The following is a 12,092-nucleotide window of genomic DNA, read 5'->3' as shown; positions in this document are numbered from 1 at the left end:
TATGATACTTTGCAGCTCTGTGTGTGAAATTTTCTTATTTATGATAGAATTTTTCATAAACGATATGGTCGTTTTCCCAACGCTGAACTGCAACTTGTTCAAGATTCATTCGCTGACCATTCTGGAAAGTTAAGTCCATCCAGCTTTCAACCATTGTTACACCTTCTTCTTCATTGGAAGTAATGGCATCAACACCCGAACCATGAAACTCTTTTATTCCTGCGAGCCAATTTTTCTCATAATTGAGGTTTATTTCTTTCCCTTTGCGAGGCTCTTCGCCTAATTCTTCCATTGTAACTCTATCCGAGTAAAATTTCTCAAAGGCTTCAAGAATTTTACCTTCACCAACCATTACATAAAGGGCTTTTGCTTTTTCTAAGTAACTCATAATCGTTTTTTGAGGATAAATAAAGATCGTTATTAGTAGAATTTAATTAACAGAATTTTCAATAATAGTAACAGAAGCATTGTTGCCCTTGTTTTAAGAAAAATTAAATTACTTCGGGGATTCTGATTATTTTTTTGTTGTAATCAATGATTTAAATTCTTTCCATAAGGAATGATAAGCTTTAGCTGATTTTGATCTGGGAGCAAATGCAGACAACGGTGCTCGGAAAATGCCCATTTTCTCCACCTCTGATGAATAATTTATACTGGTTTTAAGCAGATGCTTATTGTTTTGATATTCATCAACAATGTCTTTATGCATGTTTTTTCGCAAATCAACCATTGAGAAAAAGGGAATTATTTTTTTCTTTTCAAGGCCATTATCCTGAAAATATTCAGTGATCGTTTCAAAAGCCCTTACAGAGAGCGTTGTTGGTATCATCGGTAAAAGAAGATAATCAGCTGCTGAAAAAATATTTTCAGAAAGCACTGAAAAACCGGGAGGGGAGTCGATGAATACATAATCATAGTCACCGCTTAATTCACTTAAAATGTTTTTAAGTCTTTTCTTAGAAGACTTCATGTCATCCAGGATGATATCAAGATTTCGTGTGGAAATATCGGCAGGTAAAATGTCCAGATTGTCGTAATGAGTAGATTTGATAGCCTCTTCAATCTCTGACTTATTACCCATCAGTTTTTTCATTCCACCTTTTATTTTTGCTTTGACCTGGTAGTAAAAGGTAGTTGATGCTTGCGGGTCGAGATCCCAAAGTAAGGTTTTAGCTCCTTCAATAGAAGCTAAATAGGCTAAATTTACAGCAGTAGCTGTTTTTCCAACTCCTCCTTTCAGATTGTAGATAGCGATAATTTTCATAAGAAATGATTACACCAATGATAGTGTGATTACACCGATTATTTTAAGATTGTTGTAAGATAAAACATTATCGTTCTACATACAAAATCGTAATTGCTTCAAATATTAAATCTTAATAATAGCAGTAGCAAAACTAATCAGTGTAATCCCACAATTATCAGTGTAATCCTATCTAACACTCCGCATTATTAACCGGAATATTTATGGCTAAACCACCTTCTGCGGTTTCTTTATATTTGTTATTCATGTCTTTGGCGGTATCCCACATCGACTTAACTACTGCATCCAAGCTAACTTTTGCCGATTTAGGATCGCTTTCAATAGCAATATTTGAAGCTGTAATGGCTTTAATTGCTCCCATAGAATTGCGTTCGATACAAGGAATCTGAACCAAACCGCCAATTGGGTCGCAGGTTAGGCCTAAGTGATGTTCCATTGCAATTTCAGCCGCCATTAATACTTGTTCTGGACTTCCTCCCAGACACTCCGTTAATCCAGCAGCAGCCATTGCTGAAGAAACACCGATTTCTGCCTGGCAACCACCCATTGCAGCAGATATGGTCGCATTCTTCTTGAAGATGGTGCCAATTTCACCGGCTGTAATGATAAACCGGATTACTTTATCTTCATTAAAACCATCTACAAAACACCATGCATACATTAATACGGCAGGAATTACTCCGGAAGCTCCATTGGTAGGTGCTGTAATAATGCGGCCAAATGATGCATTTTCTTCATTTACAGCCAGCGCAAAACAGCTGATCCATTTATTAATGGACGTGAAACTTTTATCCGAAGCTTTAACCGCCCTTATCCACTCATCAACATTGTCACAGTGACGGCCTGCAAGAAGTTTTTCGTTCATTTCGGCGGCACGGCGTTTAACATTTAAACCACCTGGAAGTATACCTGTTTTGTTAACTCCTCTGAAAATACAGTTTTTAATTTCGTTCCAAATGTATAATGCTTGTTGACGAATTTCCTCTTCAGTTCTCCATGCTTGTTCATTAATCATTACCAAATCTGATACACGAACATCTAGTTTTGCACAGTTTTCTGCAATGGTAATTGCATGATGACAAGGGTAAGGTGTAACAATGGCGTTTTGAGTAATCGTATTATCATTTTCAGTAGCGACAAAACCACCACCTACTGAATAATATTTTTTACTTAAAAGTTCCCCAGTATTAAAAATGGCAATAAATTCCATTCCATTTGCATGAAAAGGAAGGGTTTGTTCATACTCAAAGACCAGGTTTTTATCGTAGTCAAAGGAAATGGTATGTACACCTCCAAGCAAAATAGTTTTACTGCTTTTAATAGCGTTAACTTTCTCTGGAATAGTATCTGTATTAATCTGGGTGTAATCTTCACCAGCAAGGCCCATTAATACCGCAACATCAGTACCATGACCGTGGCCCGTTTTGGCTAATGATCCGTAAAGATGAACATTGATTTGGCTAATGTTAGCCAATGGTTGTGATTGTTTAATTTCATCAATGAAAAGCTCTGCTGCTTTCCAAGGTCCCATTGTGTGTGAGCTGGATGGTCCAATACCCACTTTAATGATTTCGAATGCACTTATCGACTCCATCAGGTTTTATTAGTTTAGATTTTTTTAGATTGGTGGGTGCAAGTTAGAATTTTATTGGCGTATTGGCATCAGTTATAAATAAATAAAAAGTAGTCGGGCGACTGATTGGAATTGAGTAATAATTGATTTTGTATAGCCAATAGTTTAAAAAAGGCCATGGAGTGCAAACATGGCCTTTTTATAAATTATTATTAGCAGCAGCTTTTAACAACAGGGCAGGGGCAGCCTCCCTCCGAATAGGTTGGTTCGGAAGCTATTTTTAAAGCAGCAGCTTCTTGGTCAGTTTTTTTTGAAGGTAATCCAGTGGCTACTACATTTAAGTATTGACGTTTAATATTATCAACCTCTACCTCTCCGATAGCAAAATAGAGTAATAAACCATCAACAGAGTCATCTTTTAGAATATCTTCAACATCTTTACGGCTAAGCCTAACAGAATTCGGCAAGTCAAAATTGTCTACTTTTCTATCGGATTTGCCAAACTGTTTTTGAAACTTTTCAATTATTTTTTTTGCTTTTTCCGGGTCAATTGAATTTTTCATACGAAGATTAATTGTTAAAAGTTATAAAATTTGAATTTAATTTTGGAATTTTTAGACAGGTGAAGAAATAAAGAGAGGAAATTACGAAGATCTTACAGTATCGGTAAACTAAATAAATAGCTTCTAAAAAATCGGAGGTAAAATTGAAGCTTGTGTTCAAGAAAATGGCAAGGTAAATCCAAAATACAGATTCAATTATAATAGTTATGCAAAACAAATTTTTAGCATTCAAAATACTCAAACTAGAATCTTTAAATAAGGTTTGATTGATAGCGTTAAGGGCAAAAAGGATAGATAAAAATGAATACAGTGCTTTAGAGTAATTGATTTCAATAAATAAGCTACCCTTATAAATAACCTCTACGATAAAAAGAATTGTTGAAACTATTATTAAAGCAACAATAAGCTTTCTGTTTTTTTTATTTAAATAACCCCATGAGTTTAGGATATAAAGAAAAAGTAAAAAGACAACTAAGCTACTAATGTTATAAGCAGGTAAGTTATTTCGATATATTTCTAACAGAATTATTTCAACTAATTGTGAGAAACCAAGAAAAAAGATATACCATAAAATAGGTTTATAACTTTGTGCCGTATTTTTATAATTAATAATTGCCACTACCAAAGCGGGAATTAAATAAAGTCCATATTTGTCTATAAACGCCAGGTAGTCCATTGGTTTTTGTTAACGATAGAACGAAGATATATTTTTTATTTAAAAACTAAATTACTTCTTAGATTTTCAGTTACTTATATAGTTTATTTAGAATGAAACTAATTGATTTAACATCCTATCTTGAGCAAATTGCGCCGCTAAGTTATCAGGAAGAATATGATAATGCAGGGTTAATTGTTGGAAATTTTGATCAGGATATTACAAAAGCCATTATAAGCCTTGACTGTACAGAAGCTGTAGTTGATGAGGCTATAAGAGTGGGAGCGAATCTCATAGTTTCGCATCATCCCATCGTTTTTAAAGGGATGAAACGTTTTAATGGTAATAGTTACGTAGAAAGAGTGGTAATGAAGGCAATTAAACATGATATTGCCTTGTATGCAATTCACACTAATTTAGATAGCGTGATGGATGGAGTAAACGCCAGGATTTGCGATAGGTTAGGGTTAATAAACCAGTCAATTTTATCACCCAAACAAGGTACGTTAAAAAAAATAGTAACTTTTTGTCCGACTGCCCAAGCCGCTGAGGTTAGAGAAGCCTTGTTTGTAGCCGGAGCGGGACGGATTGGCAATTACAGTGAGTGTAGTTTTAATGTTGATGGAACAGGAACCTTTAAAGGCGATGATAATACCTCTCCTTTTGCAGGAGTTCCCGGAAAATTACAATTAGAAGCAGAAGTAAAAATTGAGACTATTTACCCAATTCACCTGGAAAAAAAAATAATAGCAGCATTGTTAAAAGCGCATCCATATGAAGAAGTAGCTTATGATCTTTACCCTATAAGTAATGTATTACCTCAAGTTGGTTCAGGAATGATTGCTGAGTTGGAGGAAGAAGTAGATCTTATTGAATTTTTACGTCATCTAAAACAAAGTATGCAAGCTGGTGTAGTAAAGTACACAGACCCGGTAAAAGAACGAATTAAAAAAGTGGCCGTTTGTGGAGGAGCCGGAGGGTTTCTTTTAAGAGATGCAATACGAGCAGGTGCAGATGTTTTTATTACAGCAGATTATAAGTACCATGAGTTTTTTGACGCCGATGGTCAGATTGTTATTGCTGATATCGGGCATTTTGAAAGTGAGCAGTTTACATCAGAGTTATTGCTTGAAAAATTGTCAAAAAAATTTCCTACCTTTGCCGTTCTGTTAAGCAGGGTAAAAACAAACCCGGTTAACTATCTGTAACATATCCAAATTTTTGTTTCGCCATACATGGAAGCAACAGTAGAACAAAAACTTCAGGCCCTTTGGGACTTACAAACTATCCATTCTAAAATAGACAAAATTCGCACGTTACGTGGCGAGCTTCCTATGGAAGTAAATGATCTAGAAGATGAAGTGGCTGGTTTAGAAACGCGTATCAATAAATTGAAGCATGAACTTGATGATTTAGAAGATACTATTGTAACGCGTAAGAACAATATTAAAGAATCGCAAGGTCTCATCAAGAAATACGAAACGCAACAAAATAACGTAAAAAATAACCGTGAATTTGAGGCGTTAAGCAAAGAAGTCGAGCTTCAGTCATTGGATATTCAGGTAAACGAAAAACGCATTCGCGAGCATCAGGCTGATATCCAAGGAAAGAAAACTGCATTAGATAGTGCAGTTACAGTTTTAGAAGAACGTAAAAAAGATCTTTCTCTTAAAAAAGATGAGTTGGATAGCATTACTGCTGAAACTCAAAAAGAAGAAGATGTTTTGTTAGACAAAGCTAACGGACAAGAAGCTAAAATCGAAGATCGTTTGCTTACTGCTTACAAAAAGTTAAGATCAAACGCTAAAAATGGTCTTGCTGTAGTAACGATCTCTCGTGATTCATGTTCAGGTTGTTTTAATAAAATCCCGCCTCAACGTCAGGCTGATATTCGTCAACGTAAAAAAATCATCGTTTGCGAACACTGTGGACGTATCATTGTTGATGAAGGATTTACTTTGGAAGAAGTAGCGATCTAATTTAAGATCAGAAAAAAATAATAAATACCCAGGCGACCAATCGTCTGGGTGTTTTTTTACATCTGGTGCCAACTTATTGGAAATATTACAATTTCAGCTGCTACTCCTTTCTTATAACCGCTAAATTTGCGGCACAGCTTTGTATTATTTATGAAGAAAATATTTGCGCTTGTTTTACTCTTAAGTATTAGTGTCCACACTAAAGCTAATTTCGATTTTAATGCTAATTGTGTTGAAGCTTACAAGGCTATAGTTTCTTTACGTCTGGAACATGGAAAGGCTTTGATCGAAAAAGAAAAACGTGAGCGTCCGACCAATGCAATATCTGCGTTGCTCGAAAATTACCTGGATTTCTATACTATTTTCACTTCAGAAAGCCATGCTGATTTTAATCGCTTAAAAGGTAATAAATCATCCAGATTGAGGCGTTTAGAGAAAGAAGACGAAAAATCTCCGTATTACCTATTTTGTCAGGCAGAGGTGAATATGCAGTGGGCAATCACGCGGGCTCGATTTGGAGAGTATTATACTTCAGCACTGGAAATTAACAGAGCTTATAGTTATTTAAAAGAGAACAGGTCTAAATTTCCTCAGTTTTTGCCTAATAATAAAGATTTAGGTATACTAAATATCGTTTTGGGTAATGTGCCATCCAGTTTAAAAACGGTGTTGAATACTTTAGGTGTAAATGCTGATATTAAAACAGGTGTTAGTCTTATGGAGCAAGCGTTAGCCCAAATGCCTAAATCTGAATATTCGTTTTTCTATGACGAAACTGCCCTCTATTTAAGCTATGTGTTGAATGATGTAGTTGCTGACGAAAATGCCTATTCTAAGGCAATGCGGTATCTTAAGCCGGTTAGTGATAGCTGCCTTTTAAAAAGCTTTGTTTTAGGATTTGTAAGTATGAAAACCGCACATAATACGGAGGCTATTTCTGTTTTTATGTCACGGCCTGTTAGTAGTAGTTATACATCCTTTAAACACATCGACTATTTGCTTGCAACAGCTAAGCTTAATAGGATGGATGATGATGCGGCTGCCTATTTCCAGAAATATCTCAATAATTACCAGGGTGTTTTTAATATTAAAGATTCATACCTCAGAATGGCATGGGCTGCTCTGTTAAAAGGCGATTTAAAAAGATATAATGAATTATCTGATCAGGCAAAATCTAAAGGTTATAGCTTTAATGATAAAGACAAGCACGCACTGAAAGAAATTGAAGATGGAGTGCCTGATCTTTATTTATTAGGTTCAAGGTTATTGTATGATGGAGGTTATTACGACAGAGCTTTAAGTGTACTGAGGGCAAAAAAAACCACAGAGTTAGCCGACGAGAAAGATAAACTGGAATATACTTACCGAATGGGTCGGATTTACGACAGTTTGCAGGATGAGGCTAAAGCTATTCAATATTACTCGCAGACTATTAATGCTGGATCTGGTAAGCAATGGTATTTTGCAGCGAACTCATCATTAGCTTTGGCCAAAATATATGAACGCCAGAATAATACTCCGAAAGCTAAACAATATTATCAGTTGTGCTTAGGTATGAAAGGTCATGAGTATAAAAGTAGCATTGACGCAAAAGCCAAAGCTGGATTAAAACGTGTTAAGTAATTTCGTGCTCATTTTCACAACTACACATCATAAATTTATCTTTGTATCATGACAATTGAACAAATAAAAGATTTAAGGGATAGAATAGCTTCCCTGAGGAGGCATCTTTGACATCGACAATAAGCTTAACGAAATAGCTTCTGAACAAGAGCAGACATTAGCCCCAACTTTTTGGGATGATGCTAAGGCTGCTGAAAAAATCCTTCACAATATTAAAAGCAAGAAAGTATGGACGGATGAGTTTGCAATAGTAAACACATCGGCAGAAGATACTTATGTGCTTTTTGATTTCTATAAAGAAGGTGATGTTTCTGAAATGGAAATGCAACAACAGTTTGACACTACAATTAAAGTTGTTGAAGAACTCGAGTTTAAAAACATGCTTAGTGGAGAAGAAGATCAGCTTAATGCAGTGCTTAAGATTAATGCTGGTGCGGGTGGAACAGAAAGCTGTGATTGGGCCGAAATGCTGATGCGTATGTATATTATGTGGGGCGAGAAGCATGGATATAAAGTAAAGGAGATTGATTATCAGCCGGGAGATGTAGCAGGTATAACAACCTGTACGCTTGAGTTTGAAGGCGATTTTACTTATGGATATTTGAAAGGAGAGAGCGGCGTTCACCGTTTAGTGCGTATTTCACCATTTGATTCAAATGCTAAGCGCCATACTTCATTCGCATCGGTATATGTTTATCCTTTAGTGGATGATTCTATTAGTGTGGAAATTAATCCAGCAGATGTTTCATGGGACACGTTTCGTGCAGGGGGAAAAGGCGGTCAGAATGTGAACAAGGTTGAAACTGCGGTGCGATTGAAGCATGCTCCGTCGGGTATAATTATTGAATGTCAACAGGAACGTTCACAGCTGCAGAATAAAGAAAAGGCATTGAAAATGCTTAAATCTCAATTGTATGAGTTGGAATTAAGAAAGCGTAATGAAGCCAAAGCGGCTGTTGAGGGGACTAAAAAGAAAATTGAATGGGGATCACAAATCAGGAATTATGTATTCCATCCTTATAAATTAGTGAAAGACTTACGCACAGGGGAGGAGACTTCGAACGTACAAGCTGTTATGGACGGAGAACTTGATGATTTTATCAAGGCCTATCTCATGGAGTTTTAATGGATTTGGGGTTACGATTGAACAATTGTTTAGTAAAAATGAACTCGTAACCCTCAATCTATATCTCGTGATAAAATTAGTGACTTTCAACTACCTGCAACAATTCCTCAAGTTCTTCTACTTTATCTAAATAACCCAACTTATTGTAAGAGCTGATTAGATTTCTGAAAACACGCTTTATAATTTCAATATTTGAACAAGGTTCATAATACTCATCACGTTGGGGTAGCTTAAGTTGCTTTAAAAAGAAGTCAACATCCTTTCTACCGAAGATAAATCCTTTGTTGAACGGATTTATGTAGAAAATAACGCCATTTACAGCTTCAAATCCCGGAAGTAATCGCTCCTGCTCATCCACATAAGCTAAAATGAAATGTTGTGGAAGATTAACACCATAGATAGGAATATCCAACTTTTGAGCAACTAATGAATAAATAATTGCCAGAGAAATTTGATTTCCTCTCTTGCTTTCGAGAACAAGATTGATATAGGAGTTTTGCGGATCCTGATGATTGACAGTGTTGCCACTGAATCCATGTATATGGAAGAACACATGATTTAAAACCTTCACCTTTTCAAGCGGACTCATTTCATAGCCTAATTGAAGCCATGTATCTCGCTTTATAGTATCGATTTGGTTAATGATCTTTTGTTCATCCAGATCAGGGTATTGGTATTTGTTTACAGCCAATATGCCTGAAAGTAAATCAAAGGCTCCACCAAGCAGCCACAGGTTCAGTTCTTTCTTTACTTCATTAAATTGAATCTTGTGGATAATATTCTCAATCCGTTCCTGTAATAAAGCATCTAACGATTGCTGCCATACATCTTCCAAGAAATCAATTATTTCAGGCCCTAAAGAAACAAGCCTGCTTTTGATGTGCTCAAAAACGTGCTCGTCTGGATCATCTAAAAGTTTTACCAATGAAGTTAATTCATTTCTATCAATCATAAATTCATCTCCCCTCAATGTATTCCCCATATCTATATACGACATCGTTTAGTTCAAATGTTCGGCAATAAGTTAAATATTGTACTTTTGCCAATATGTTTAATAGCAAACTCCTTACCGCTTATATCACTCATCAGTTAACAGCAAAAACACGTCATGGAACACATTCGCCATTTGTTTATAACCTGGTTGATGAGATCATATACAATAGAAGTCCAAGAATTGTTTACAATGAAATAGAAAACCAACGCCAAAAGTTGCTGAGTGATAATCGTGTTATTACATTAACAGATTTGGGTGCAGGTTCTCATTATAACAATAATAAACAAAAATTGGTAAAAACAATTGCCGCCAATGCACTTAAGGCTCCAAAATGGGCCCAGTTAATTCATCGACTAGCTGAATGGAGGAAACCAACTTCAATTATCGAATTAGGTACTTGTTTAGGAGTAACAACATCTTATCTCGCTAAAGCAGTTCCCAACGCTTCGGTTACTTCTATTGAAGGCTGCCCGGAAACCGCTGCTGTTGCACGGGAAAGTATAAATGCAACTAATAACTCCAATGTGAAAGTGTTAGTAGGTAACTTTGATGTTGTATTGCCCGAGTTAGTAGAAGGAAAAGAGAAACTTGACTTTGTTTACTTTGATGGTAATCATCGGAAAGAAGCTACTTTAAACTATTTTGAACTGTGTTTAAAAAAGGCCGACGAGCATAGTGTTTTCATTTTTGATGACATTCATTGGTCTGAGGGAATGGAAGAAGCTTGGAAGATTATTCAAAATCATCCGAAAGTGACCGTTACGATAGACCTTTTTGCAATAGGATTAGTCTTCTTTAAAGAAGGGCAAAGAAAAGAGCACTTTAAAATTAAATATTAGTTTTCCCGATAACGTATTTATTTCCGATCGCTATTTACTTCATTTTAAATAATGATCGGAAATAATCGCTTAAGTGCTTATTACAATACATAGTAAGTGTAATCTTATGATTTAAAATGCTTCATTAAGTGATAAATAAAAACCTTGACTGCGTTTCTCTCCAGGATTTTTACTGCCAAAACCATAATCCACTCTCAAGGTTAATTTATTCCGCGGGTCAAATATGTAACGTCCGCCAATACCGTAGTTCGGTTTTAATGAATTAGCGTCAAACCCACTATTACTAAATACACTTCCGCCTCCCGCAAAAACGGCAATTACACCTCTTGATAATGAAAACCATCCTTTATCCTGGCGATTAGCAAAAGGTCTGTATCTTACCTCTGCTTGAGCTGCCACGTAATTTTGGTCCCTATATCTTCCCGTGTAGTAACCCCGCATTAGAAGATCATTACCCATTTGCGGTATCATAAAAAAAGGCTGGTCGGCCCCTTGTAATGATTGTCCATATCCTTGTATAGCCACAATTGTGGTAGGGTGAATTTTCCAGTATTTACGAGCATCCAACGTAAGTAGGACAAAGTTGTAATTACTAGCTAATGCTTTAAAGGAGTTCTGAATATAAAAACGGAGGAAAGCTCCTTTACTTGGATAGTTAACAATATCACGGTTATCATAAGTTGCAGAGAGAGAGAGAAATGTTACATTTCCACCACTTTTACCCTCCAGGTCACTTGTTGAATAAATACCGAGTTCATCTTTTTCACTAATAAATTCATGTAAAAACCAAGCCCCAATTCCTAAGTAGAAATTTTTGCTAATAGCCCTTTCTGCATCAATATTTACCCTCAGTTTTCGATCATTAATCAAGTCTTTGTCACTTTCTTTGGTATTATCACCGATTCCATAATAGTAATTAGGAAAATCATAATACTTTATATCTCCAGTAATATGCCATTTGTGTGCCTTAGACCACAAGTTTGCATTTAAGCTAACTTTTGATTGGTTTTTAGTAGTGTAAGATGCAATTAAGCCCAAAGTAGAGTTACGTTGGTCGATAGAAGACTTATCCAAATAAAATGAATAAACCGAAGCGACTCCAAATTCAAATCCCCGCTCTTGTGAAGACCCTATAACCGGAATAGGAAGTAAGCTATTCTTAAGTTTAGATGAAATCGAATCAGTTTGAGGAGTGCTGTTTTGAGCAAATGAATGGTAACAGAAAAGTGAAGTAAATATAGTTAGTGAAAGAAATAATGCGCGCATCTATAAGTGTGAAAATTAAGCACTAAAAATAGCATTAATAATCTTTTACTGAGGCTTACATTTTTATCTACATCTAAAAAATGACATTGATTTGGAGATTGTGGGAAAGTTTGTTTTGGGAATTTGGCATAAAACACGGTCGTGTGAAATAAAATTTTGTCTATAAATTAAATCCAGTTAAAATTTGTTGTAGAGTATGAGGATGCAGAA

Annotated in this window: 12 protein-coding genes; 5 read left to right on the top strand and 7 right to left on the bottom strand. The window is 35.8% G+C overall.

Annotation, left to right across the window (positions count from 1 at the left end; all coding sequences use genetic code 11):
* Nucleotides 1–34: 34 nt before the first annotated feature.
* The 5 genes from SOLCA_RS16595 to SOLCA_RS16575 form a co-directional block, all read right to left on the bottom strand.
* A complete protein-coding gene (locus SOLCA_RS16595; protein ID WP_014681617.1) occupies nt 35–388 on the bottom strand; it encodes a SnoaL-like domain-containing protein in 354 nt (117 codons plus the stop codon).
* A gap of 126 nt (nt 389–514) precedes the next feature.
* Entirely contained in the window at nt 515–1,264 is a 750-nt protein-coding gene (locus SOLCA_RS16590; protein WP_014681616.1) for a ParA family protein, read from the bottom strand.
* Nucleotides 1,265–1,436: 172 nt separating this feature from the next.
* Complete coding sequence (locus SOLCA_RS16585) at nt 1,437–2,858, bottom strand: L-serine ammonia-lyase (protein WP_014681615.1); 1,422 nt, start codon at nt 2,856–2,858, stop codon at nt 1,437–1,439.
* 191 nt (nt 2,859–3,049) lie between these two features.
* Nucleotides 3,050–3,400, bottom strand: coding sequence for a tRNA (guanine(46)-N(7))-methyltransferase TrmB (locus tag SOLCA_RS16580; RefSeq protein ID WP_014681614.1), 351 nt, complete (start codon nt 3,398–3,400; stop codon nt 3,050–3,052).
* Nucleotides 3,401–3,407: 7 nt separating this feature from the next.
* Nucleotides 3,408–4,076: a hypothetical protein gene (locus SOLCA_RS16575; RefSeq protein ID WP_014681613.1), complete on the bottom strand. Its 669-nt coding sequence runs from the start codon at nt 4,074–4,076 to the stop codon at nt 3,408–3,410.
* Between the two features lie 92 nt (nt 4,077–4,168).
* Between SOLCA_RS16575 and SOLCA_RS16570 the strand changes: the two genes are divergently transcribed.
* From SOLCA_RS16570 to prfB, 4 genes are all read left to right on the top strand, one after another.
* Nucleotides 4,169–5,263, top strand: a complete 1,095-nt coding sequence (locus tag SOLCA_RS16570; protein WP_014681612.1) for a Nif3-like dinuclear metal center hexameric protein — start codon at nt 4,169–4,171, stop codon at nt 5,261–5,263.
* Nucleotides 5,264–5,290: 27 nt separating this feature from the next.
* Nucleotides 5,291–6,034, top strand: a complete 744-nt coding sequence (locus tag SOLCA_RS16565) for a zinc ribbon domain-containing protein (RefSeq protein WP_014681611.1) — start codon at nt 5,291–5,293, stop codon at nt 6,032–6,034.
* A 150-nt stretch (nt 6,035–6,184) separates the two neighbouring features.
* Nucleotides 6,185–7,657 carry a tetratricopeptide repeat protein gene (locus SOLCA_RS16560; RefSeq protein ID WP_014681610.1) on the top strand — a complete coding sequence of 491 codons (1,473 nt, stop codon included), beginning with the start codon at nt 6,185–6,187 and terminating at the stop codon, nt 7,655–7,657.
* 48 nt (nt 7,658–7,705) lie between these two features.
* Nucleotides 7,706–8,783, top strand: a protein-coding gene (gene prfB, locus SOLCA_RS16555) for a peptide chain release factor 2 (RefSeq protein ID WP_014681609.1) whose coding sequence is annotated in 2 segments (ribosomal slippage) — nt 7,706–7,765 and nt 7,767–8,783 — 1,077 coding nt in all. Because the reading frame shifts where the segments join, the coding sequence is not laid out codon by codon here.
* A 76-nt stretch (nt 8,784–8,859) separates the two neighbouring features.
* On the opposite strand, the gene SOLCA_RS16550 is transcribed toward prfB, so the two are convergent.
* Nucleotides 8,860–9,780 (bottom strand): transglutaminase-like domain-containing protein, encoded by a 921-nt coding sequence (locus SOLCA_RS16550; RefSeq protein WP_014681608.1) that lies wholly within the window; start codon nt 9,778–9,780, stop codon nt 8,860–8,862.
* 50 nt (nt 9,781–9,830) lie between these two features.
* Here SOLCA_RS16550 and SOLCA_RS16545 point away from each other — a divergent pair, with 50 nt between their 5' ends.
* Nucleotides 9,831–10,616: an O-methyltransferase gene (locus SOLCA_RS16545; protein ID WP_014681607.1), complete on the top strand. Its 786-nt coding sequence runs from the start codon at nt 9,831–9,833 to the stop codon at nt 10,614–10,616.
* A 111-nt stretch (nt 10,617–10,727) separates the two neighbouring features.
* Here the strand turns inward: SOLCA_RS16545 and SOLCA_RS16540 are convergent, their stop codons facing one another.
* A complete protein-coding gene (locus SOLCA_RS16540; protein WP_014681606.1) occupies nt 10,728–11,882 on the bottom strand; it encodes a BamA/TamA family outer membrane protein in 1,155 nt (384 codons plus the stop codon).
* Nucleotides 11,883–12,092: the final 210 nt, after the last annotated feature.

Origin of the sequence: Solitalea canadensis DSM 3403 (genome assembly GCF_000242635.2) — a bacterium.
Classification (GTDB): domain Bacteria; phylum Bacteroidota; class Bacteroidia; order Sphingobacteriales; family Sphingobacteriaceae; genus Solitalea; species Solitalea canadensis.
Note: the sequence above shows the minus strand (reverse complement) of the source record. Positions and strands in the feature narration are given on the sequence as shown.

Excerpts from the sequence above, each read along its gene's own strand:
- SOLCA_RS16595 (WP_014681617.1), bottom strand. The coding sequence starts at position 388 with ATGAGTTACTTAGAAAAAGCAAAAGCCCTTTATGTAATGGTTGGTGAA.
- SOLCA_RS16590 (WP_014681616.1), bottom strand. The coding sequence starts at position 1,264 with ATGAAAATTATCGCTATCTACAATCTGAAAGGAGGAGTTGGAAAAACA.
- SOLCA_RS16585 (WP_014681615.1), bottom strand. The coding sequence starts at position 2,858 with ATGGAGTCGATAAGTGCATTCGAAATCATTAAAGTGGGTATTGGACCA.
- SOLCA_RS16580 (WP_014681614.1), bottom strand. The coding sequence starts at position 3,400 with ATGAAAAATTCAATTGACCCGGAAAAAGCAAAAAAAATAATTGAAAAG.
- SOLCA_RS16575 (WP_014681613.1), bottom strand. The coding sequence starts at position 4,076 with ATGGACTACCTGGCGTTTATAGACAAATATGGACTTTATTTAATTCCC.
- SOLCA_RS16570 (WP_014681612.1), top strand. The coding sequence starts at position 4,169 with ATGAAACTAATTGATTTAACATCCTATCTTGAGCAAATTGCGCCGCTA.
- SOLCA_RS16565 (WP_014681611.1), top strand. The coding sequence starts at position 5,291 with ATGGAAGCAACAGTAGAACAAAAACTTCAGGCCCTTTGGGACTTACAA.
- SOLCA_RS16560 (WP_014681610.1), top strand. The coding sequence starts at position 6,185 with ATGAAGAAAATATTTGCGCTTGTTTTACTCTTAAGTATTAGTGTCCAC.
- SOLCA_RS16550 (WP_014681608.1), bottom strand. The coding sequence starts at position 9,780 with ATGTCGTATATAGATATGGGGAATACATTGAGGGGAGATGAATTTATG.
- SOLCA_RS16545 (WP_014681607.1), top strand. The coding sequence starts at position 9,831 with ATGTTTAATAGCAAACTCCTTACCGCTTATATCACTCATCAGTTAACA.
- SOLCA_RS16540 (WP_014681606.1), bottom strand. The coding sequence starts at position 11,882 with ATGCGCGCATTATTTCTTTCACTAACTATATTTACTTCACTTTTCTGT.